The sequence below is a fragment of the Flavobacterium sp. NRK1 genome (genome assembly GCF_024054175.1).
GTDB lineage: Bacteria > Bacteroidota > Bacteroidia > Flavobacteriales > Flavobacteriaceae > Flavobacterium.
Window position 1 is genome coordinate 265,267 of sequence record NZ_JAMXLA010000001.1, and the last position, 23,106, is coordinate 288,372.

The window sequence follows — 23,106 nt, forward strand, 5'->3', positions numbered from 1 at the left end:
TATTATATAAATCCCTAACAAACCAAATAATTGCTTAATTTTGCACTCCAATTTCAACTACATGAGAACCAAATCGTTAAAGAAAAATAAGATCAATGTAATAACCCTCGGATGTTCTAAGAACGTTTACGATAGTGAAGTACTTATGGGGCAGCTAAGGGCAAGCGGTAAAGATGTAACTCACGAAGCACCTGCTGAAGAAGAAGGTAACATTATAGTTATCAATACATGCGGTTTTATTGATAATGCAAAGGAAGAGTCGGTAAACATGATATTGAATTATGCTGACAAAAAAGAACAGGGCCTTGTAGATAAGGTATTTGTTACCGGATGCCTATCTGAACGTTATAAACCGGACTTACAAAGAGAGATACCTAATATAGATGAGTATTTTGGTACTACAGAGTTACCGGGACTACTGAAAGCCCTTGGCGCAGATTATAAGCACGAGCTTCTTGGCGAACGCCTTACCACTACGCCAAAAAACTATGCTTATCTTAAAATTGCCGAAGGATGCGACCGTCCGTGTAGTTTTTGTGCTATTCCGCTTATGCGTGGCAAGCATGTTTCGCAGCCTATAGAAAAACTGGTTAAAGAAGCAGAGGGCCTAGCTCGCGACGGCGTTAAAGAGCTTATACTTATTGCACAGGATCTTACTTATTATGGCCTTGACCTTTATAAAAAACGTAACCTTGCTGAATTGCTTGAAAACCTTGCAAAAGTAGAAGGTATAGAATGGATCCGTCTTCATTATGCATTCCCTTCAGGCTTCCCTATGGATGTGCTTGATCTAATGAAGCGTGAACCTAAAATATGCAACTATATAGATATCCCTTTGCAGCATATAAGCGATAACATATTAAAATCTATGCGTCGCGGTACTACTCAGGAGAAAACAACAAAGTTGCTTAAAGAGTTTAGAGAAGCAGTACCCGGAATGACAATAAGAACTACTCTTATTGTTGGCTATCCCGGCGAAACGGAAGAAGATTTCCAGATACTTAAAAACTGGGTTGAAGAAATGCGTTTTGAGCGTTTAGGTTGTTTTACCTACTCTCATGAAGAAAACACCCATGCTTACCTGCTTGAGGATGATGTACCTGCCGAAGTAAAACAACAGCGTGCTAACGAGATAATGGAAATTCAGTCACAGATTTCGTGGGAACTGAACCAGGAAAAAATAGGCCAGACTTTCCGTTGTATTATAGACCGTAAGGAGGGCGCTCATTTTGTAGCGCGTACAGAGTTTGATAGCCCGGATGTAGATAATGAAGTACTTATAGATGCTTCGCTTGCTTATCTTAAAACTGGTGAGTTTGTAAATATTAAAATTACCGATGCCACAGAGTTTGACTTATATGGTGTTCCGGCAGATTTATCACTAAATTAATATTGAAAAGCTAAAGCCTCAAAACTTTAGCTTTTTTGCTATAATTTTATTACGTTTGACTTTATATACTTATAGTTTATGAAACTGAAAGCATCCTACATTTTCCTTTTATTTGCAGCGCTTTTTACAACTGCAGCTTCGGCACAGGTTGACCGTAGAATAGGTCAGGGACAATACAAACGCAGTCGCGGGAAAGCTGAAAAAATAGATTTTATTCAGGAATCTACCGATTATCTTGCCAAAGAGCTTAAACTGGATGATTTTCAGAAGGCAGCAGTAAAAAGCATAATGTCTGATGAAAAAGACGCCATAATGGCGATTAATGAAGCAACCGACATGTCTGATCTTGAAAAAAGAGATAAAACAAGAGAGATATCACAAAGGATATATAAAAAAGTAATGCCACTCTTATCTAAAGAACAAGGAGAGAAATATACTAAAATGGAGGAAGCTAAAAAGCTTTAAACTATAATACCAAAAGCCCGTATTCACGTAAAGTGTTTACGGGTTTACTATACCAAAGCAGTTCGAAATTTTCAAGTCCGGCATCTTCATAATTTTTCATAGCCTGCGCAAAAGTTGTTACTCCGTTTGCACTTACAGCTATTTTTTCTAAAAAAGCAGCAAGCCATTCCCCTTGCTCCTGCCCTGCCTGAATGGTGTAACTCTCTTTTTTATCGTGAAAAGTTAGCGAAGCCATTTCAAAGCTGTTACCCTTTTTAGTTTTGGTAAAATAAGATACCGAAGGCTTCCCTCCTATCCATACTACTTTAGCAGTAGGCTTAGTAGTAAAGCTATCATCTTCCTGCAACACATTATAAATATAATCATCAGGCACTTTTGTACGGGGCACTTTGAATTCGAACCAGTCCTGTAACGGATAGTCAAAACAGATACCATGCATGTAGTTAAACAGCGATTTTTTCAGTCCAAAACTGAATTTATCATGATTAGTTCCTGTTTTATCTATATGTACAATATCATTATTGGCAAAACTCCCTAAAGTGTCATTTTCCTTTAGCACACCAAATTTCTCAGGATACATACCCACAGGGCTATGCGCTGTCATAGCAAACTGATGCCAGAATCCTGATTGCAGTATTCCGGTTTCAAACATCTGACGTACCATTTCAAGCGAATCTATAGTTTCCTGGGCCGTTTGGGTAGGAAACCCATACATAAGGTAAGCGTGTATCATAACACCGGCTTCGGTAAAATTGCGTGTTACTCTGGCCACCTGCGCAACGGTTACACCTTTTTGAATCAGATCCAGCAACCTGTCCGACGCTACTTCGAGTCCGCCCGAAACAGCTATACAGCCCGATGCTTTAAGCAGTCGGCATAAATCGGCAGTAAAACTCTTTTCAAAACGAATGTTAGTCCACCATGTTACAGCAAGATTACGGCGTAAAATTTCTAATGCTAATTCGCGCATCAATGCCGGAGGTGCTGCTTCATCTACAAAATGGAAACCATTTTGACCTGTTTGCAGTATCAGTTCCTCCATACGGTCGCATAGCAAACGTGCAGCAACAGGCTCGTAAATTTTTATATAATCAAGAGAGATGTCGCAAAATGTACACTTACCCCAGTAACAGCCATGCGCCATAGTAAGTTTATTCCATCGGCCATCACTCCACATACGGTGCATTGGGTTTACAATTTCAATAACCGATATGTAATCATCCAGCAATAAATCGGAATAATCAGGCGTACCTACTTCTGCCTGCTTGTAGTCTTTACAGTCCGAATTATCAATATATTTTACCGCACCATCAACCAGTGCAAATGTTCTTTTTAACTGTTCAATACTTCTTTTCCCTTCTATATGTTCTAGAAGGCATTCCACAGGAGCTTCGCCATCATCAAGCGTTATAAAATCAAAAAACTCCATTACGCGGGCATCTCTCAACGAACGTAATTCTGTATTAGGAAAACCACCTCCCATAGTAATTTTTACATCCGGAAAATGTTGCTTTATGTATTGTGCGCTTCTGAAAGCAGCATATAAATTCCCTGGAAAGGGTACAGAAAAACCAACAAGCTGAGGATTAACTTCAATCATGCGCTGATGTAAAAGCTCTAAAAGCAATTCATCAATATAAGTATAAGGCTGTTGCAGACTTTGATACAATTCATCAAACGAATTGGCCGAACGCCCTAACCTTTCGGCATAACGGCTAAACCCAAAATTCGAGTCGATACATTCCACAATAAGGTCAGATATATCTTCAAGATATAATGTAGCAAGATGCTTTGCCTTATCCTGCGTACCCATAGACCCAAATGCCCAGTCAAGTTCCTCGAGTTGTGCAAAACGCGAAGCGTAGGGTAAAAAATCTTCACTGCAAATAAGATGCGCAAGCGTAGGGTTTTTACCCTGCAGGAAAAGCATAACAGCATCTATTGTTTTAAGGTACTCATCTTTAAGCGCAATAATACGTTGTGAGTTAGGACTTATTGACTGCTGATTGTTAGCTTCAATCCTGGAAAATAGAGCTATAAGCCCTTGTTTTGAAAATAGCTTTAAAATTACTTCAATACCAAGGTCGGCCTGAAACGAGGCAATACCTTTAGTATTAAGAAAGCCCTTTAAGTAGGCTGTCGCCGGATATGGCGTGTTAAGCTGGGTAAAAGGCGGTGTTATTAAAAAAGCTTTGGTTTGCAAAACAATCAGGGTTTAAGAGTGCAAAAATAAGGCATATTTTTGGGATTTGAACAGTGAATAAAATTTGCTTATTTGCTGCTCATCAATAGCCATTATTCAGAAAACAACTAATTGTTTTTCCCTAAGTTTAATCACAAAATGCACCTAATCAATTACAAACCAAACATCAAGTAAGATTTTTATTATATTTGCCGCTCCAAACCCCCTAATCAATTATGAAGAAAATAATTAATCTAAACGGCACGCTGGTAGAATTAAGCAGGATAAAAGGCATATGCATAAACAGCGAAGGATTTACCGAAATTAAGCTTGCTCCAAATCAAATTAAAATATTACTTTCCGGCAGAAAAGAATACATCTATAATCCTGAAAGAAGAGCCTACGAATTAATTGATATTGAAGATGAAATAATCATTGAATATCCCAATACAGAATATGCTTACAGCAATTTTCTTGGCCTTATGGAAATTTGGGAAACTACTCTTAATCAATAAAATGCTGTTTACAAACCTTTATTAATGTGTTTTTTATTAATTTTATAAAAAAACCAATACCTAATGTCAAGCCAGCTAAAACATAGAGCCGTTTCACTTTTCAGCCTGTTGCTAATAAGCCTGTCCTTTATATCGTGTAAGGTACAGCTGGTACCCCCTTATGACGATGGCATAGTACAGCAAATTGAAACTACAGCCAAAGAAATAGACCGCTTTTACCTGAATATGCTTGAGAGCGAATCAAGAGATTATCTTCTCTATCAGAAAGACTATATTAATTTTGAAGTGGAACTGAATTCACTTTTAATGAAAAACAAAGTGAAACCGCTTAATGAACATTCTATCCGAATTTGTGAAATCACGTTGCAATTATGGAGAAAATATAAAGAGGAGCATCACAAAGATGACACCTTAAGCGATGGCTTAATTAAACTGAACCGTAAAACATTTGATGATCTGTTTTTCGCAATGCTGTCTGCCGAAAGAGGAAAACAAATAGCAACTAACCCTCCCGAATAATGAGCAATACAGACCAACCTATTTTTGACATAAACGAAGTGCTTGCCAATATGTTAAGCGCCGTTAAAGGCGTGGTAGATGACAATTGGGATGAAGTAAAATCTACCGCTAATGAGTTTTTGCAGCGTCGTAAAGAAAGGCTTGAACTACTGGCTGAACTGGTTATTTCAGGCGATCTGGCACTGGAAAAGCTAAAGTCAAGGCTTGAAGATGAAAAATTGATTTTTGAAGCTGAATTGCATGCCATAGCCATAATATCTAAAGCTATTGCGCAAAGGGCTTCTAACGCTGCTTTAGATGTTTTATACAAAGCCGTAAAAGATATTATTGATGTGGTTTTATAAATAAAGGCAGGATATTTACTAATCAATTTTCCTTACTTTTACATAAAATAAATTACCACAATGCCATCAGACTGTATCAGCTTTCAGAGTTCAGGATATTTTACGCCGCTTGTAAACGACTACCTTAACCAGAAAGATGCGCTGAAACCACTTTACAACCGTTTTCCTGCTGTAGATAATTTCAAGCTGCAAATGGATGAAAAGCGTAACAACTATAACCCCGAGTTTCGCAATACGCTGGTTAAAGTGCTTAACAGCCAATATAAAAACATAAATGCTTCTGCATATACGCAGCAAAATATAAAACTGCTTGCCGAACCCGAAACGTATACTATTACTACCGGGCATCAGCTTAACTTATTTACCGGGCCGCTATACTTTTTGTACAAAATTGTTTCGGCAATTAATCTTAGCAGGGAGCTTAAAGAAGCCTATCCCGGCCAGGATTTTGTTCCTGTGTACTGGATGGCTACCGAAGACCATGATTTTGAAGAAATAAACTACTTTAATTTTAAGGATAAAAAAATAAAGTGGAGCCGTGAAAGTACAGGCCCTGTAGGGAGGCTTTCTACAAACGGACTTGATGCTGTGCTTGACGTTTTTGAGAAAGAAATTGGTGTTGGCAACAATGCCGATTGGCTGAAAGAATTATTTGAAAAAGCCTATCTGAAACATGACAATCTTGCTGATGCTACCCGATACCTTGCCAACGAGATTTTTGGGACGGAAGGACTGGTAATTTTAGATGGAGATGATGCCGATCTAAAAAGGCAGTTTGCTCCACATGTAAAAGAAGAATTGCTTCATCAGACATCACATCAAAAAGTAGCTGAAACAGCAGAGTTGCTTAAAGACTATAACATACAGGTAAATCCGCGTGAGATTAATCTGTTTTATATAGAAGACAATATTAGAGAGCGCATTATTTTGCAGGAAGGTATTTATTATATTAATAATACCGACTTAAAATTCTCCGAACACGAAATTTTAGCACTTTTGAAATCAAACCCTGAAAAGTTTAGTCCTAATGTTATTATGCGTCCTTTATACGAGGAAGTAATATTGCCCAATCTTTGCTATATAGGCGGAGGAGGAGAACTGGCGTACTGGCTGGAGTTGAAATCGTACTTCAACTCAGCTAACGTAACCTTCCCGATACTGCTATTGCGAAATTCAGTTGTGCTGGCAACGCAAAAACAAGCTGACAAACTGGATAAGCTTGGACTGACCTGGGCAGATATGTTTTCTAAACAGCAGGATTTGCTTAACGCGAAAATTCAATCTTTCTCAGAATTTAAATTAGATTTTACAGAACAGAAAGAATTTCTTAAAAAGCAATTTGAAACACTGACAGCAATCGCAGCAAAAACCGATGCTTCATTTAAAGGAGCAGTAAAGGCGCAGGAAGTAAAGCAGCTAAAAGGGCTTGAAAACCTTGAGAAACGCCTGCTTAAAGCTGAAAAACGAAGCCACAAAGAACAATTGGATCGTATAGTACAAATACAAAATGAAATTTTCCCTAACCGGAGCCTGCAGGAACGTAAAGCTAACTTTTCCGAATTTTATCTTGAATTTGATGGTAAGCTTATTGCTGAATTATTTAATAAACTAAAACCGCTTGAACATGAATTTAATGTTATTGTGCTGTGAAAAAAGACAAAAACATTAACGGTTTATTAAAATTATTTGGTTAAAAACCACTACTTTTGCACAAAATTTAAAAACGACAATGGCAACAAACAGGACTTTCACAATGATCAAGCCGGATGCTGTAGAAAAAGGGCATATCGGTGGTATTTTAGCAATGATAACAGATGCAGGTTTCAGAATTGTATCTTTAAAACTTACTCAACTTACTGTAGCTGATGCTCAGGCATTCTATGCCGTTCACAGCGCAAGGCCTTTTTACGGAGAGCTTGTAGAATTTATGTCAAGAGGTCCTATCGTGGCTGCTATCCTTGAAAAAGAAAATGCAGTTGAAGATTTCAGAACTCTTATCGGAGCTACTAACCCTGCTGATGCAGCTGAAGGTACTATCCGTAAAAAATATGCTACTTCTGTAGGCGAAAATGCTGTTCACGGTTCTGACAGCGATGAGAATGCTGCTATAGAAAGCGCTTTCCATTTTTCAGGAAGAGAGCAGTTCTAATAAAAAAGAACTCACAATTTCATATAAAAAATGCCGCTGTATCAGCGGCATTTTTGTTTATCTATTATTTATTTATCGAAGCACAACATCTTTTACAACTTCCCGTTTCAGCTCTTCGTTAATCATTTTAATTATTTTAGCTTTCCCATAACTAAGCTCCTCCCTTAACACTGCAGATGTAAGCTCTACATACAAAGTGGTACCCTTAAGCATAATTTCGCGGGTATAGTTATTTACGCCATTTCCCATAAGGTTTTTCCATGCGTCGCGCACATCTATTTTATCCATTCCAGTCTGCAGTCTGTTATCCTGCATAAACTGCTTAAGCACATCTCCTACTGACTGTTCTTCATTAAATCGCTTTGCCATTATTTTACTGAAAAAGGTTTTGGTTTAATATAATGGTATTCTAAATCGTGTTCGTTCTTAAGCATGAGCTCTTGATCATTAATATCTATAATCTGCTCTTTCCACTTAGCATATTCAGTAGTATATTTTATAAATGTTTTTCCATCTTCCTGCACTACTTCTATTTTTTCAGAAAGGTCATTTACCCTATAAGTACCGTCAAACTGTGGCATAACCTTTTTCCGAAAACCTGTTTTACCCTTCAGTTCGAAATAATCAATCGTAGGATTTATAGTGTAATCTTTCTTAGTACCGTCAGCCATTATGGCCTCCTGTATTTCCCAATAACCATTTAATTTTGCTATATCATCATCAGCAATAGTATGTCCGCATGAAAACGTAATGAACAATACAAAAAGCAATACAACAGTTTTTCTCATAAAGAAGCAGTTTATTATAGGACAAATTTAGGCATTAAAATTCTGACTGCTCAAAATATCGTATGAAACTATTCCTTACATTTAGACATCAATTATACTACTATGAAAACATTTTGGTTATCTGCCTTAAGCTTTTTTCTTTTAATGGCATGCAGTTCGTCAGATGACAATACTTCCGGCAATCCTGAAAATGAGGATATGTATTTCCCAGAAAACAATTCTGATACCTGGGAAACAAAAACACCAGCCTCTCTGGGATGGAATGAAGATGCCATACAGCCGCTTTTAAGCTTTCTTGAACAGAAGCATTCAAGGTCATTCATTATTTTGGTTAATGGCCGTATAGTAATGGAAAACTATTTTAATGGTCATACTGCTACTACCCCATGGTACTGGGCCAGCGCAGGAAAAACATTAACATCAACCATTACAGGAATTGCACAGGAAGAAGGACTTATAAACATAAATAATAAAGTTTCTGATTATTTAGGCACAGGATGGACAAGTGCTCCTGCAGATAAAGAAAACCTTATTACCTGCAAACACCTGCTCACCATGACATCAGGACTGGATGATGAAGGAGGCGACAGCGTAGCCCCTGAAAATCTGCATTATCTTGCCGACGCCGGCACACGCTGGGCTTATGATAATGTATATGTAAAACTTCAGGATGTGATTGCTACTGCAAGCGGACAAACATGGAGCAGCTATTTCAATACTAAATTAAGAGATAAAACAGGTATGACAGGTGCATGGATAGAATCGGGAGATGACTTAAGTGTTTATTGGAGTACTACCAGAAGTATGGCCCGTTTTGGACTGCTTATACTTAATAACGGTGACTGGAACGGAACGCAGATAGTTAACAGTAATTATTTGGCTGCTGCAACAAGTACATCGCAGCAAATTAATAAATCATACGGTTATTTATGGTGGATAAATGGCGAGGATAGCTACCATTTGCCGCAAACTCAAATACAATTTCCAGGAATGCTCATTTCTAATGGAGCTAATGATATGTTTATGGCCCTTGGAAAAAATGACCAGAAAATTTATGTAATTCCTTCTAAAAAAATGGTAGTAATACGAATGGGTGATGCTGCCGACGAAGAAAACTGGGCATTATCAGGATTTGATAATGATCTGTGGGGAAAAATAAATGCGGTAATTAATTAAACGTGTAGGAGATCTTGGCTGGCTACTAATTTTATTAAACCTCTTAATCTATTTTAGCAAGATACACAGTTAATAAAAGGTATATTTAAATTCTATGCCCACTCTGTTAATTTTTGTTTTAAAGGAGCTATGCTGACCTTCGAGATAATTCCTGTTTGTTAAATAACGAAAAACAATACCATATTTTTTGTCAAATGTATAACCCACTCCTAAATTTATACCGAAACCTGTTGTAAGATTGTACTCATTATGGTCGCCGCTATAGGGTTCTCCATTATTAACCGGATAAATTATTGTAGTTTTTTTTATATCACCAAAAGGCTGGCTAAAACAAAAACCCGCATCTGCCAGTATGCTGCTTTTCTCTGACAACAAAAAATTATATCTCGGACCAAATATAAAATTAAGAGCGCTCCCTTTTATTTTATAAGTACTTTCAAGAACATTATACCCCTGATCATAGGAGTCAACCACATCAGAGGTAAGTAATTCATATTCTACCCTAAAAAATAAGGCAGGTCTTTCCGAATGAAAAACGTACGTTACTTCACTTCCAAAATTATAGTTTATTTTAGACTGGTTATCTACAGCAGGAAAAGCATAGCTAATACCTACATTAAGATTATTAACGCCAGCAAAAACACTGTAGTTAAAACCAGATTTCTTTTTGGGCCCGTATATAACCGACTTATAACCTTTGCATGAGTTATAATTTTTAAACACATCCATCAACTGCTTTTTATCATACATTATATCTTTAAAATCAGAAACATATTGTCCATCGCAACGCACAGCATTATAAAGTTGCTGCCTAAAGCCTGTATTTTCTTTTGTTTCAGAATCAGAAATTTTGTATTTTTTATAGATTAGGTGAGTTACCTCCTGAGGTTTTGCTTTAGTATTAAAAAAGAAAATTGTTTTATAATCTTTAGTATAAGAATACAGCGTAGCATTTCCTTCAATCAAAACATTTAAAAAAACTGTCCGGGTTTGTAATTCGGGATTCTTTTCAAAAGAATCATTACCCGAAACATCAACCTGTACTACATGTTTTTCAAATTTGAGATTATCATCATACATGCCATATTCAACAACATCGTTAGAAAAACCTTTATAATCATCATTCCTGGATTGTTTAAACTTCAGGGATTCTGCATCATAAAAATCACCATACTTAAAAAAGCCCTCTGTTTTATTTCCTGAAACTGTAATATAATATCCTTTAACATCCTGAGCATTTAATTGAACTGCAAAAAATGCAGCTATGAGTAAAGTAAAAAATTTCATTAATATAGTCGGTTTGTTTGTTGTTTTTCAAAAATAGAAATATTCCTGTTAAAACTTTATTGTAATAAATAAAAAAAAGTAGTGTTACCACTACTTTTAAAATATAATAAAGGGTATTTACTTGAAAAATGAATCTACAAATTCATATTTATTAAATACCTGAAGATCCTCTATACCTTCACCAACACCAATGTATTTTACCGGAATCTGAAACTGATCTGATATTCCAATAACAACGCCGCCTTTTGCAGTACCGTCTAATTTAGTAACTGCCAAACAGGTTACCTCAGTGGCTGCTGTAAATTGCTTAGCCTGCTCAAAAGCATTTTGACCTGTAGAACCATCCAGCACAAGTAAAACATCGTGTGGCGCATCATCTACCACTTTTTGCATTACCCTTTTTACCTTCGTAAGTTCATTCATAAGGTTTACCTTATTATGTAAGCGGCCCGCAGTATCTATAATAACAACATCGGCGTTTTGGCTAACAGCACTTTGCAAAGTATCAAAAGCTACCGATGCAGGATCACTACCCATTTGCTGCCTTACAATAGGCACACCAACTCTGTCTGCCCAAACCTGCAGCTGATCTATAGCGGCAGCCCTAAAAGTATCTGCAGCACCAAGAACTACATTAAGACCTGCTTTTTTAAACTGGTAAGCCAGTTTACCAATGGTAGTAGTTTTACCGACACCATTAACACCAACTACCATAATAACATAAGGCTTTTTATTTGCAGGAATTTCAAATTCAGAAGCTTCACCACTATTGGTTTCACTAAGCAAACCGGCAATTTCTTCCCTAAGTATCTGGTTAAGTTCTTCAGTCCCCAAATATTTATCTTTAGAAACACGTTCTTCAATACGTTCTATAATTTTTAGTGTTGTATTTACACCAACGTCAGACGATACAAGTATCTCCTCAAGGTTATCAAGAACCTCATCGTCAACCTTAGATTTTCCGGCTACTGCTTTAGACAGTTTTGATAGAAAAGAGGTCTTTGTTTTTTCGAGTCCTTTATCTAAAGTTTCTTTCTTTTCAGAAGAAAATATTTTTTTAAAGAAGTTCATATAAGCAGTTGTAGTTTATGTTTTTTCCCGTGGTAAATATAGAAAATAAAAAAGCTACTTTCATAAACAGAAAGTAGCTTTTATATATATTGTGTAAGATATTATTTCTTCTTAAGGAATGTATCTACTTCTTCAGGAGTCATAACGCTTTCAACAAAAGTATAAGCTCCTGTTTTAGGAGACTTAACCATCTTGATAGCTTTAGTTAACCTTTTTGAAGATGTCTGTAACGATGCTACGGTTTTCTTTGCCATGACTAATGATTATTTAATTTCTTTATGTACTGTTACTCTTTTAAGGATAGGATTAAATTTTTTAATCTCTAATCTGTCCGGAGTATTTTTTTTGTTTTTTGTAGTAATGTACCTTGAAGTTCCCGGAACACCAGAAGTCTTGTGCTCAGTACACTCTAAAATCACCTGGATTCTATTACCTTTCTTTGCCATCTTGCTATATATTTATTAGGTACGTCTTATTTAATAAAACCTTTAGCTTTAGCTTCTTTCAAAACTGCAGCAATACCGTTTTTGTTAATTGTCTTGATAGTAGAAGCGGCTACTCTAAGTGTGATCCACCTGTCTTCTTCAGGAAGATAAAAACGCTTCTTCACTAAGTTTACACTAAACTTCCTTTTAGTTTTGTTCATTGCGTGGGAAACGTTATTTCCAACCATCGCTTTTTTACCGGTAAGGGCACAAACTCTTGACATTATTTCTCGCTTTTATATCGTTATTCAAAATCAGGGTGCAAAGAAAAGAAAAATAAAACTATTACACAAACATAATCAGCTAGTTTTTTAAAATTTCCTGATAAATCTTTTCAAGAGCCTTATTTGCAGCCCTCTCGATAACTTTTTCACGAGGCTGGCCAAGATCTAACTTTTCACTATACACCCCTTTAGCGGTAGCAATACCTATAAAAACGGTACCAACCTCTACCGCAGAATCACCTTTTAAAGGGCCCGCATTTCCGGTTGTAGAAACAGCATAATCGGCATTAAAAAGCTGCCTTGCCTTCAGTGCCATATTTTCTGCTACCTGAGCACTTACTACACTAAAAACATCAATAAGCTGCTGCTCTATTTTAAGTACGTTAACTTTTGCTTCAGTTGCATAGGTTACAGCGCTGCCTTTAAAATAGGCCGATGACCCCGCTACAGACGTTATCATTTGGGCTATCTTACCACCTGTGCAGCTTTCTGCCAGGGCAATAGTTTTCCCTTTTTGCTTTAATATGCGCCCCAATACAACTTCAATAGTATCGCCTTCATCAAAACCTATAATAATATCTCCAATAAGCACTTTAAGCTTCTCCACTTCAGTATTAATACTATTCTGTAAAAAAGCTTCATCTGTTCCTCGGGCACTTAGCCGTAGCCTTACCCTCCCCGGATTTGGCAGATAAGCCAGTTTAATAAAATCAGGAAGGTTATTCTCCCAGTCTTCTATGCGCTCTGCCACAAGGCTCTCTCCCTGCCCATGGGTAATTATGGTTTTATGGATTATGTACGGACGCTCAAATCGTTCAATAAGAAAAGGGATAATTTCATTATCTACTAAATATTTCATTTCATACGGAACACCCGGCAGCGATATATATATTGTATCGGCACGTTTCATAAGCATTCCCGGTGCAGTACCAACAGCGTTATGCAGTATCTTAGCCTTTGATGGAACCAATGCCTGATCCTTATTAATTTGGGATGCAGGCCTGTTCATAGCCCTTTCAATGAGCGCAATTACATGAGTTTCCACTTCTTCATTGCGCACCAGATAGTCATCAAAATATTCACAAAAGGCCATTTTTGTAACATCATCTTTTGTAGGGCCAAGGCCGCCGGTTACAACAACTACATCTACCCTATTCTGAAAATAAGAAAGAGTATCCATAATATGATGTCTTTCATCACTTATAGATCGTGTTTCATATACACCTATACCTATTTTATCCAGAGCTTTGGCTATATAACCTGAATTTGTATCTGTTATCTGCCCTATAAGTATTTCATCGCCTATGGTAACAACCGCTGCTTTCATTATCTAAAGGTCATAATCTTTTTTAAGTTCTTTTGCCGTCCTGCCTATATATTCTTTAAGGCTTTTTACCACCTCTTTAATTTCCTTCTTTTTCCCTTCGCTACGGCTCCAGTTTTCTATAGCCAACACATCGTCATAAGCTAAATCCATCCCAAAAAGGTCAAGAGTAGGCTTTATTTTATGTGCAGCGTGGTAAACCTTCTCATGATCTTTTTCTTTAAGACCATGTTTTATATTTCTCATCTCTAGAGGCACCTCTTCCAAAAAGAGTTCCACTATTTTCTTAGCAAACTCTATATCATGATCTGAGATTGCATATACTTTTGATAAATTGTAGTGTAATGCCATTATTTTACCTGTATTCTAAATATTCTTTTCCCCTCTATATACCCCTCCAACACATCATCCGGACTCACTTTTGCTACACCTTCCGGAGTACCTGTAAAAATAATATCTCCTGTACGAAGCGTAAAATATTGCGACACGTAAGCTATAATTTCATCTATTTTCCACAGCATCTGCCTGGTATTTCCTTTCTGAACCACATTGCCATTATTAGTTAGCTCAAAATTGATATTATCTAAAGATTGAAACTCGGTTTTCGATATAAAATCCCCTATTACGGCCGATCCGTCAAAGGCTTTGGCTTTTTCCCACGGCAATCCTTTTTCTTTTAGTTTAGCCTGTAAATCGCGGGCAGTAAAATCTATTCCTAATCCAATTTCATCATAATATTTATGAGCAAATCTGGCATCTATATATTTACCAACTTTATTTATTTTAACCAGTACCTCAACTTCATGATGAACATCGTCACTAAATTCAGGTATAACAAATGGAAACTGTTTTTGCACAACAGCCGTATCAGGCTTTAAGAAGATAACAGGCTCATCTGGCCTTTCATTTTGCAGTTCTTCTATGTGCTTTACATAATTCCTGCCTATGCAGATTATTTTCATAGTAGTTTGAGGGAAATTATTTTAAGCCAATTTATTATTTAATTTTCGGAGTTTAATTGCCGTTAGCACTTTTTTAGTATATAGCGGAAAATCAGCATTTTGAATCCACCCGAAATATCCCGGCTCCTGTTCCAGTACCTTGGCCACCTTCGCCCCTTTATGCTTTCCAAACGTAAACATCTCTTCCCCATCTGCATCCAGTACAATAAATCCTGCAAAATCCACTACTTTTTTTCGTGTGGTGAATTCAGACAATGATTTCATATCATTTTCCAGATCCCCATAACGCTCTAATTGTGATTTAAGGATTTCATATGTCGCATTGGTATCTGCTTCGGCAGTATGTGCATTATCAAGGGTTTTACCACAATAAAATTTATATGCAGCACTAAGTGTTCTTTCTTCTTTTTTATGGAAAATAGTCTGTACATCTACAGAAACCCTGTTTTTCATATCAAAATCAACCCCAGCACGAAGCAGTTCTTCAGCCAGTAAGGGAATATCAAACCTGTCAGAATTATATCCTCCCAGATCCGAATCCTTAATCATATTATATATTGTATGAGCAAGTTCTTTAAACGTAGGTTCATTTGCTACCTTATCATCTGTAATGCCATGAAAGGCTGTTGTAGAAGGCGGTATTGGCCTTTCCGGATTTACAAGCCATGTGCGGCTTTCTTTATTACCGTTAGGGTAAACTTTTAACACAGATATCTCTACGATACGGTCTTTACAAATGTCTGTACCTGTAGTTTCCAGGTCAAAAAAGCATATAGGTTTATGCAGTTTAAGTTCCATAATCAAAATGTATAATTACAAATATAGCTTGAGAATTATTTAAAAAGAAGGTTTTTATGAATAATTACCCCCAACTTATTCTGCCGGTTTTTCAACTTTAATTATAAATAACATAATCAGGGCAAATACAGCCCCCTGAGCCAAACATATATAAAAATTTAAGGAAGCAGGATTAAAACTGCCAAATCCCTGAAACGCCATAGTTAATACCGTATAGATAATGAAGCATGGCAAAAAAATGTATTTAATTCTTTTTTTCATATCAATCACATTCCCATCTAAAGTCAGCAGTTTCATATTCCTGTTTTTTATAATCAAAATGCCACCACTCGTGGCTATAAGGAGTAAACCCTGCGTTTTTCATAATATTGCGCAACAGCTTCCTGTTTTTTTGCGCGTCACGCGATAACCCTTTGGCAGCATAATTAGATTTCTCTGTAAAATCATCAAACGGAGTTCCCATATCTAAAAGGTTTCCGTTTTCATCTGCTAAAGAAATATCTACAGCACGTCCACGGTTATGGTTAGAACCTTTTCCCGGTGGTGCCACATATCGTGGATCGTTTACTAGATCATACATCACCTTCTGATACCCATACGGACGGTAACAGTCATATATAACCAATATACATCCTTTATCTTTTGCTATTTGGCTTGCTTCTTCTAAAGCCTCCGCTACTTCAGGGCGTAAAAAACAACGCGCACAGGGGTATATTTTATGATGCATAAAATTTGCCGTATCTGCATAAGCCATTCGGTTTTGTATACCCTGCAATTCAAAGTTAACCTCAGCCCAGCCTTTTATTGTATCCTGAAATATTATCTTATCGCTTTTGCGGAAGTTTATGTCTTTCGGTAAAAGCACCAACAGACTTACAAGAGTTAGAAAGAATAAATAAAAGATAATTTTCATGAGGAATAATTATATATACAAATATAGCTAATCTAAAAAAAATCATTTTGAAAACTTTTTCCTACTTTAGCATCACTAACAATTTTGCTATGAAAAAAAATTACTTTTAGGATTACTACTAGCTCCGTCCTTTTATGGTACAGCACAAACCATCAGCATTCCTGACCCTCTATTTGAACAGATCCTCATCGATCAGGAAATAGATTCTGACGGAATCATAAATGGAGAAATTTTGACGGCAGATGCTCTTGCTGTAACTACACTTATTATTGCTCCTGAACCTGGTTCAGGCGAATACATAGAAGATTTAACAGGAATTGAAGGATTTATTAATCTTGAAAGCTTAACTGTAAATTTTACCAATATAGGAGAACTCAATGTCAGCACACTTGTAAATCTCAAATATTTAGACTGTGTTGACAATGGCCTTACCAGCCTAGACGTAAGCTCAAACCCGCTTTTAGAATATCTTGATATTACATCGGCAGGAGATGTAGGGTATCTAAACAATATTAGCGAAATTGATCTTAGTAATAATCCTAATATTAAAACTCTGACAGCCTATGGCGGAATAGATCGTATAAACCTGAAAAACGGAAATAATAATCCGGACATGAGCATCAACATTAATGCATTCTATATTGAAGGACCAGAACCTGAAGAACATACTGTATAGAAGTAGATGATGCTGTTGCAGCACAGAATAATCAATCACCTTATTCTGAATGGACAATTCTTCATAGTTATACTACCTACACTTTTACAGAAAACTGTGCATTGTCAACTGATACAGTTAATAAAAATACTGTCTCTGTATATCCAAACCCAACAGCAGATGTTTTATATTTTGAAACAGCGGATGATACTACTATAAACAAAGTAACTATATTTGATATTAGAGGAATAGTTGTAAAAGAATATAATAACATCACAGATTTTATTTCTGTTTCAAATCTTCAAACGGGAATTTATATTATAAAACTGGTTTCAGGAAATACTACTTTTACACAGAAGATAATTAAGAGATAAAGAAGGTTAATTATACAAAAAGCTCCGCAAATGCGGAGCTTTTTCAATTTAAAAATCTAATCTTCCCTGCTTCCGTCATCTGCCATTCTCACCATCTTAGGTGTAAATTTAGCAACAACATCAACAAGATCGGTCTGCGATGCCATAACAGCATTAATATCCTTATAGGCCATTGGCGCTTCATCCCTACCGGCACCTATCAACGATACGCCGTGGTCTTTTAACACCTGCCTCATATCGGCCTTGGTAATGCTTTTTATAGCCTGAGTACGGCTCATTTGCCTTCCGGCACCATGTGAAGCCGAGTTGATAGCATCTGACTCACCTTTACCTCTTACAAGAAATCCCGGTGCTGTCATACTTCCCGGAATGATACCCATAACACCTTTACCGGCAGGAGTTGCACCTTTTCTATGCACTATCACTTCTTCGCCATTCAGTATTTCTTTCCAGGCAAAGTTATGATGGTTTTCTACTTTGGCTAATACTTCTGCACCAAGGGCTCTTTTCATTTTATCATGAATTACCTGGTGGCATGCCGAAGCATAATCACCTGCAAGATTCATAGCTATCCAGTACTCCTGCCCTTCCTGAGAGTTCATATCTAAATACGCCAAATTAGCAGCCTCCTTAGGGAGTTTAGTTATATTTTTAGCCAGCTTTGTATAGTGACCTGCTATAGTAGCACCAAATCCTCTCGAACCCGAATGGGTAAGCAATGCCACATAACGGCCTTTATCTATATTCAGCACTTCATCTTTTTGTTCAAATTCAATAATACCAAACTCTACAAAATGGTTACCTCCTCCAGATGTACCTAGTTGCGACCAGGCTTTAGCATGCAGGTTTTTTATAAATGGTGTAATACCAAACTCTTTTCTATCCAAAACATCATGATCTGTTTTATATTGACCATGATAACCATGCCCTGCACCAAATTTGGTATGCGCTATAAGCTCCCTTTTATATTTAGCTTCATTCAGAACAAAATGTTCTTCGGGAATATCATAGACAGATAATGCCATCCTGCACCCAATATCTACACCCACACCATAAGGAATGATTGCATTTTTAGTTGCCAGCACACCACCTATCGGTAATCCATACCCCTGATGCGCATCGGGCATTAAGGCGCCTGCCACCGTTACCGGAAGCTTCATAGCCACATCCATCTGGGCTTTAGCACCCTGTTCAATTTGTGCTTCTCCGTAAACGTAATAAGCATCAGCAGTTTCCTTTAAAGCTATTATTTCTTCTTTAGAACCATTAGCCTCTTCCATCATAGCAGATGCCAATTGTGCAAACACCTCATCATCAAGAAAGTTTTCAGGATAGTCTATTACTTTTTTAAATAGTGCAAGCACTTCTTCTCTTGGCTGATCGTTGTATTTTGAATTAGCCAATTGTAAAGCAAGTCCTAATATACTCGTTTCTTTGTAGCCTATATAAAGTAAATCGGTTCTGTTTATTACTGCTTCCATAGTTGTATGGTTTTTAAAATTAAAATAGTTTGTTTTTATTATAAAAATGGTTAATTAAATAGTAAAAGAGGCAATAACTGTTGAGTGTGAAAATTTCTTTAGAGCGAAGTAACACTTAACAACGGCACTCTTTAGTATTAAGAGCTAGAACTAATAAGTGGTTTTTACTTCAGGATTCGAACCTGATTTTGCCAACCAGACGGAGTAACACTTATTAACGGCATCTTAATATTTTCCAGGAGCAAAAAGCAGCAAAGCTAACGGGGCATGCGTTGCCGGAATCGAACCGGATAACCTTGCCGTATAAAACGACTACGCTATTCCTCCCCAAGATGGTCGCGAAGTAAGCCTCACTTACGGCATCCTGTAAATTTGGTAAGGTAAATTGCGAAAAGGGTTTCACACGATTATCTTCGGGATAAAAGTGACGGGACTCGAACCCGCAATTACCAATGAAGTAACCCTTATCTACGACACTTACCTGCATTTTATCTTTATTCAAATTCCCTCTCTTTGAGAGAGTGAAGTATTTTTATAAACTCCCGCAGCATCCACATACGCAAGGCAACTGTTAAAGAAAGTGTTTGCTCTACCAACTGAGCTACATTGTCTAAACCCAATCAATGATGGGAATCGAACCCACGACACAACGAAGTAACTTTCTTAAACGACACTTGCTTTATTTGTATTCTCACATCCAGCCCCTCTCACCATTGAGAGGGAAGCAAGAAAATATTTTTTATTAGCTCCCGCAACATCCTATGGCTCCGGGAGCACCACTCTATAGTGTAACAGGGCAAAAAGCAAAAAGGGACTGTTTCCTGCTCTACCGACTGAGCTACATACCCAATCTGTAAACAGCGTTGAATATGGTGGGGCTCGAACCCACGACCTGGGCGTTAAAAATGCGAAGTAACCCTTATTTACGGCACCTGTTATATTTTTTTATTTTAAAGAAAGTGAGACTATTAAAAAACGCATATACCCGTAGCCGTTACCATTCAGGACCCTCAATCTTTTCAGACGGCAGGATTCGAACCTGCACGCGGATTATAGCAATTTTCCGTCGTCGAAGTATTGCAATTCCTCCCAATAGTAATCACATCACTGTAACCGTAAACCCAAGCTAAATGAGCAATAATTAAAGTGTATTATTTAAAGGATTATACTGTTTATCTTAGTTAATGCATTACCTGCATCTTCCATAGAAAAAAGTACATCAAATATCTTGTCGCTCCAGCCTGCTATTAAGTACACATCGTTTCTGCGCATATCAAGCGGCTGCTTACCATGACCGGCAAGATCGAATATATACAATTTGGCATTTGGCGCAATGGCTTTGTATTGAGACCATGATTTTTCAAACGAGTTAAACACACCATTACTATCATACATCTGCGCATCTGTAAACAAGAATACTTTATCAGCTTTATGCTTTCTTTTTATAAGGTCATCTATCACCAGGTAACCGTTTGTGGCATAACCAACTTCCCCTTCCCTTCGGTAGAACTCCAATACATTAGCAAGCACATTTCGCTGGGGCATGTTTACTATTTTCCACGTATCACCAAACATGCCCGTAACCACATTTTTACATTGCGACTGCATAAGCATTGCAAGCATTAAACCTATATCATACAACTGTATTTTACTTTTTGCCGACACAGGCTGCTGCATAGAACCCGAAACATCTGCCGCAATTACTACCGACGTATCATAATCAAATCCTTTTATGTTTTTAGCACTATACATCACAGCATCTTCAAGCGCATTTAATATTGCCGATGTGTAGCCCGATTTTAAAGCTTTTATTTCTCTGTATGCCGAAAGGAAACGAAAAGGTAACTGCTTAGAACTTACAACTGCTTTTTCGTTAGCTATATAGTCACACACCATTTGTATATGCCTTGCCGAAACTTCAGCTTCAACAATATTTCTTAAGTTTCTCATTAACGCCATGTAGCCTACCTTCCTGCTTTCTATCAATTCACCCCATTTGGCGGCTACAGCTCTTTTTTTATCTGCCTCATTAGCAAATTTTGTTTTACCCAATTCAGACAATTCTGTTTCCCAAGTATATGGTGTTGCCAGTGTATCGGCAGCTATTTTATTAAATATATCCTGCTGGGCTTCATCTTTTGCCTTTGGGTGAACCAAAAACAAGGCATCTCTTAACTTCACATCGGTTGCACGGTTGTATTTAGCAAACTGGTATTCATCAAACTTATTGAAGGATACTGCAAGACCTTTTTGCACTTGTTTAGATAACCTGTTAAGTTTTTTATTTTCAGTTCTTTGGTTAGCTATCTGGTAATAAGAAAGCAATTCTGTTATTTCATCAGCTCGTTGTATAACGTTGCTTACAGTCTTACTTACCGTATCATTACCCGATGTTTGCTTTGCCAACTCTACCAAAAGCACCATTGGTACAGATCTTAAATACATCTCTGTTCTTGCATACACTGCCAGTTTAGCTACAAATTCAGCATCACATTTAGCGATAAGGCTTTTTATTTTTTCAAGCCTTTCATTACCCGATTCGTAAAATGAATCATTCAATCCTGTTGTAACCACGGCTGAGTATAATTCAAGTTCGGGAGTCATTCTGTATGCTTTTGCACCTTCATGATTAACTGTAACATTGTTTTGCCTGTTTAAAAAATTGAATTTCATAATACAAATCTTTTTTAGGTTATTATCTTATTGTTTTTAAGGAGAGTAATTATTGTCTCATCCTGACATTGCAAAGATGCACGCACATGTACGCAGTGAAAATACGCAGTAATAAAATATTTTTAAAAAATTCAAAAAACACTCATTAACAATAACTTAAAACAAAAATAAAAACATAAAATTGTTGTAAAATATCTAACTACGCAGTTACATTGCGTATTAAAACAAATTTTTATTTATTTTTGAGAAATACTTTTTATCAAAAACAGTCAAAAACCACAAAATGGCTACAAACAAACTTGCATTACTGCGTTATAAAACCATAGATGAATGCCTGAAGAACCGTTTCAGAAAATGGACACTAGATGATATTATAGAAAAGGTAGCCGATGCACTTTACGAATATGAAGGAATAACCAGCGGTGTAAGCAAACGAACCATTCAGGCAGATATTCAGGTAATGCGTAGCGATAGCCTTGGCTATAATGCCCCTATAGTAGTTACCGACAGGCGATTTTACACCTATGAAGATGCTGCCTACAGCATAACAAAGTCGCCTATTAATGATACCGACATGGAAAAGATGAAAGAAATTGTAAGTGTACTAAAACAACTGAACGGTTTTAATTATTTTGACGAAATGAGCGAGCTTATCGCTAAATTGGAAAACAATGTAAACAAGTCGGCTAAAAAAACGAAGAATTACATACAGTTTGACGATAATAAGAAACTAAGAGGAATTGAACATATAAATCCGCTATATCAGGCGATACTTAACAAAACACCGCTATTTATAGAGTACCAATCTTTTAAAGCACAAAAACCCTCAAAGGAAATTTACTATCCCTACTTATTGAAAGAATACCGTAACCGCTGGTTTTTGGTAACAATGAAAAAGAAGCATCCGTATTTAATGACGCTTGCACTTGACCGTATGATAGAATTTCAGCCGCTTACAAAAGAGCAGTATGTAGAATATGAGGGCGTAGATTTTGAGCGTTACTTTGACGATTTAATAGGTGTAACCAAATCACAGCGCGACAGGGCACAAAAGGTGATACTTAAATTTAACAAAGTAAATGCACCTTACGTTATTACAAAACCCCTTCACCATTCACAAAAAGTATTGAATGAGAATGAAAACGGTATCATCATCCGTATTGATGTAGTATTAAACTTTGAACTGGAAAAAGAAATATTGGGATTTGGCGAATGCGTAAAAGTTGTATCGCCCCGAAATTTGCAGGAAAGAATAAAAAGAAGAATAGACCGGGCTGCGGAGCTTTATATAGAGAAGAAAGAATAAAAAACGCCTCCAAATTGGAGGCGTT

Annotated in this window: 27 protein-coding genes; 11 read left to right on the forward strand and 16 right to left on the reverse strand. The window is 36.9% G+C overall.

All coding sequences use genetic code 11. The features are described 5' to 3' along the window. The first annotated feature begins 61 nt into the window (after positions 1–61). Both rimO and NHE85_RS01275 read left to right on the forward strand, forming a co-directional pair. Positions 62–1,390 (forward strand): 30S ribosomal protein S12 methylthiotransferase RimO, encoded by a 1,329-nt coding sequence (rimO, locus tag NHE85_RS01270; RefSeq protein WP_252808933.1) that lies wholly within the window; start codon positions 62–64, stop codon positions 1,388–1,390. Positions 1,391–1,468: 78 nt separating this feature from the next. Then, the gene (locus NHE85_RS01275; protein ID WP_252808934.1) at positions 1,469–1,855 is read left to right on the forward strand and encodes a hypothetical protein; all 387 of its coding nucleotides are present in this window, start codon (positions 1,469–1,471) and stop codon (positions 1,853–1,855) included. A 1-nt stretch (position 1,856) separates the two neighbouring features. Here NHE85_RS01275 and NHE85_RS01280 read toward each other — a convergent pair whose 3' ends face one another. Beyond that, positions 1,857–4,058: a radical SAM protein gene (locus NHE85_RS01280; RefSeq protein ID WP_252808935.1), complete on the reverse strand. Its 2,202-nt coding sequence runs from the start codon at positions 4,056–4,058 to the stop codon at positions 1,857–1,859. Between the two features lie 215 nt (positions 4,059–4,273). On the opposite strand from NHE85_RS01280, the gene NHE85_RS01285 reads away from it, so the two are divergent. The 5 genes from NHE85_RS01285 to NHE85_RS01305 all read left to right on the forward strand — a co-directional run bounded on the left by NHE85_RS01285 (position 4,274) and on the right by NHE85_RS01305 (position 7,564). Next, positions 4,274–4,552, forward strand: a complete 279-nt coding sequence (locus tag NHE85_RS01285; protein ID WP_252808936.1) for a hypothetical protein — start codon at positions 4,274–4,276, stop codon at positions 4,550–4,552. A gap of 63 nt (positions 4,553–4,615) precedes the next feature. Beyond that, positions 4,616–5,071 (forward strand): hypothetical protein, encoded by a 456-nt coding sequence (locus NHE85_RS01290; protein ID WP_252808937.1) that lies wholly within the window; start codon positions 4,616–4,618, stop codon positions 5,069–5,071. Then, positions 5,071–5,415, forward strand: a complete 345-nt coding sequence (locus NHE85_RS01295) for a hypothetical protein (protein WP_252808938.1) — start codon at positions 5,071–5,073, stop codon at positions 5,413–5,415. Before NHE85_RS01290 ends, NHE85_RS01295 begins: the two co-directional genes overlap by 1 nt. Positions 5,416–5,475: 60 nt before the next feature. After that, positions 5,476–7,065: a bacillithiol biosynthesis cysteine-adding enzyme BshC gene (gene bshC / locus NHE85_RS01300; protein WP_252808940.1), complete on the forward strand. Its 1,590-nt coding sequence runs from the start codon at positions 5,476–5,478 to the stop codon at positions 7,063–7,065. 79 nt (positions 7,066–7,144) lie between these two features. Then, positions 7,145–7,564 carry a nucleoside-diphosphate kinase gene (locus tag NHE85_RS01305; RefSeq protein WP_252808942.1) on the forward strand — a complete coding sequence of 140 codons (420 nt, stop codon included), beginning with the start codon at positions 7,145–7,147 and terminating at the stop codon, positions 7,562–7,564. 72 nt (positions 7,565–7,636) lie between these two features. Here the strand turns inward: NHE85_RS01305 and NHE85_RS01310 are convergent, their stop codons facing one another. Both NHE85_RS01310 and NHE85_RS01315 read right to left on the reverse strand, forming a co-directional pair. Continuing rightward, a complete protein-coding gene (locus tag NHE85_RS01310) occupies positions 7,637–7,933 on the reverse strand; it encodes a DUF721 domain-containing protein (protein WP_252808944.1) in 297 nt (98 codons plus the stop codon). After that, a complete protein-coding gene (locus NHE85_RS01315; protein WP_252808946.1) occupies positions 7,933–8,352 on the reverse strand; it encodes a hypothetical protein in 420 nt (139 codons plus the stop codon). The genes NHE85_RS01310 and NHE85_RS01315 overlap by 1 nt, the downstream gene beginning before the upstream one ends. 102 nt (positions 8,353–8,454) lie before the next feature. Here NHE85_RS01315 and NHE85_RS01320 point away from each other — a divergent pair, with 102 nt between their 5' ends. Further along, positions 8,455–9,528 carry a serine hydrolase gene (locus tag NHE85_RS01320; protein ID WP_252808948.1) on the forward strand — a complete coding sequence of 358 codons (1,074 nt, stop codon included), beginning with the start codon at positions 8,455–8,457 and terminating at the stop codon, positions 9,526–9,528. A 69-nt stretch (positions 9,529–9,597) separates the two neighbouring features. On the opposite strand, the gene NHE85_RS01325 is transcribed toward NHE85_RS01320, so the two are convergent. The 11 genes from NHE85_RS01325 to ddpX all read right to left on the reverse strand — a co-directional run bounded on the left by NHE85_RS01325 (position 9,598) and on the right by ddpX (position 16,592). Next, positions 9,598–10,815 carry a hypothetical protein gene (locus NHE85_RS01325; protein WP_252808950.1) on the reverse strand — a complete coding sequence of 406 codons (1,218 nt, stop codon included), beginning with the start codon at positions 10,813–10,815 and terminating at the stop codon, positions 9,598–9,600. Positions 10,816–10,932: 117 nt separating this feature from the next. Beyond that, positions 10,933–11,886 (reverse strand): signal recognition particle-docking protein FtsY, encoded by a 954-nt coding sequence (gene ftsY, locus NHE85_RS01330; protein WP_252808952.1) that lies wholly within the window; start codon positions 11,884–11,886, stop codon positions 10,933–10,935. A gap of 101 nt (positions 11,887–11,987) precedes the next feature. Next, positions 11,988–12,140 (reverse strand): DUF4295 domain-containing protein, encoded by a 153-nt coding sequence (locus tag NHE85_RS01335; protein WP_143373223.1) that lies wholly within the window; start codon positions 12,138–12,140, stop codon positions 11,988–11,990. Positions 12,141–12,149: 9 nt separating this feature from the next. Next, positions 12,150–12,332 carry a 50S ribosomal protein L33 gene (gene rpmG, locus NHE85_RS01340; RefSeq protein WP_008253902.1) on the reverse strand — a complete coding sequence of 61 codons (183 nt, stop codon included), beginning with the start codon at positions 12,330–12,332 and terminating at the stop codon, positions 12,150–12,152. 26 nt (positions 12,333–12,358) lie between these two features. Beyond that, entirely contained in the window at positions 12,359–12,595 is a 237-nt protein-coding gene (gene rpmB / locus NHE85_RS01345; protein WP_135218024.1) for a 50S ribosomal protein L28, read from the reverse strand. 79 nt (positions 12,596–12,674) lie between these two features. Further along, on the reverse strand, positions 12,675–13,922 hold the full coding sequence (locus NHE85_RS01350) for a CinA family nicotinamide mononucleotide deamidase-related protein (RefSeq protein ID WP_252808953.1): 1,248 nt from the start codon (positions 13,920–13,922) through the stop codon (positions 12,675–12,677). Between the two features lie 3 nt (positions 13,923–13,925). Then, positions 13,926–14,270 (reverse strand): Hpt domain-containing protein, encoded by a 345-nt coding sequence (locus NHE85_RS01355; protein WP_252808955.1) that lies wholly within the window; start codon positions 14,268–14,270, stop codon positions 13,926–13,928. Continuing rightward, a complete protein-coding gene (locus NHE85_RS01360) occupies positions 14,270–14,881 on the reverse strand; it encodes a fumarylacetoacetate hydrolase family protein (protein WP_252808957.1) in 612 nt (203 codons plus the stop codon). Before NHE85_RS01360 ends, NHE85_RS01355 begins: the two co-directional genes overlap by 1 nt. Positions 14,882–14,902: 21 nt before the next feature. After that, a complete protein-coding gene (locus NHE85_RS01365; protein WP_252808959.1) occupies positions 14,903–15,679 on the reverse strand; it encodes a 3'-5' exonuclease in 777 nt (258 codons plus the stop codon). 75 nt (positions 15,680–15,754) lie between these two features. Next, positions 15,755–15,976: a hypothetical protein gene (locus NHE85_RS01370; RefSeq protein ID WP_252808960.1), complete on the reverse strand. Its 222-nt coding sequence runs from the start codon at positions 15,974–15,976 to the stop codon at positions 15,755–15,757. Beyond that, a complete protein-coding gene (gene ddpX, locus NHE85_RS01375) occupies positions 15,942–16,592 on the reverse strand; it encodes a D-alanyl-D-alanine dipeptidase (RefSeq protein ID WP_252808963.1) in 651 nt (216 codons plus the stop codon). The genes NHE85_RS01370 and ddpX overlap by 35 nt, the downstream gene beginning before the upstream one ends. Positions 16,593–16,824: 232 nt before the next feature. Here ddpX and NHE85_RS01380 point away from each other — a divergent pair, with 232 nt between their 5' ends. Together NHE85_RS01380 and NHE85_RS01385 are read left to right on the forward strand one after the other, a co-directional pair. Beyond that, on the forward strand, positions 16,825–17,268 hold the full coding sequence (locus NHE85_RS01380; protein ID WP_252808965.1) for a hypothetical protein: 444 nt from the start codon (positions 16,825–16,827) through the stop codon (positions 17,266–17,268). 101 nt (positions 17,269–17,369) lie between these two features. Next, entirely contained in the window at positions 17,370–17,621 is a 252-nt protein-coding gene (locus NHE85_RS01385; protein ID WP_252808967.1) for a T9SS type A sorting domain-containing protein, read from the forward strand. A 56-nt stretch (positions 17,622–17,677) separates the two neighbouring features. On the opposite strand, the gene NHE85_RS01390 is transcribed toward NHE85_RS01385, so the two are convergent. After that, positions 17,678–19,102: an RtcB family protein gene (locus NHE85_RS01390; protein WP_252808969.1), complete on the reverse strand. Its 1,425-nt coding sequence runs from the start codon at positions 19,100–19,102 to the stop codon at positions 17,678–17,680. A 1,155-nt stretch (positions 19,103–20,257) separates the two neighbouring features. Continuing rightward, the gene (locus tag NHE85_RS01395) at positions 20,258–21,775 is read right to left on the reverse strand and encodes a TROVE domain-containing protein (RefSeq protein WP_252808970.1); all 1,518 of its coding nucleotides are present in this window, start codon (positions 21,773–21,775) and stop codon (positions 20,258–20,260) included. 283 nt (positions 21,776–22,058) lie between these two features. On the opposite strand from NHE85_RS01395, the gene NHE85_RS01400 reads away from it, so the two are divergent. Continuing rightward, on the forward strand, positions 22,059–23,081 hold the full coding sequence (locus NHE85_RS01400) for a YafY family protein (RefSeq protein ID WP_252808974.1): 1,023 nt from the start codon (positions 22,059–22,061) through the stop codon (positions 23,079–23,081). Positions 23,082–23,106: the final 25 nt, after the last annotated feature.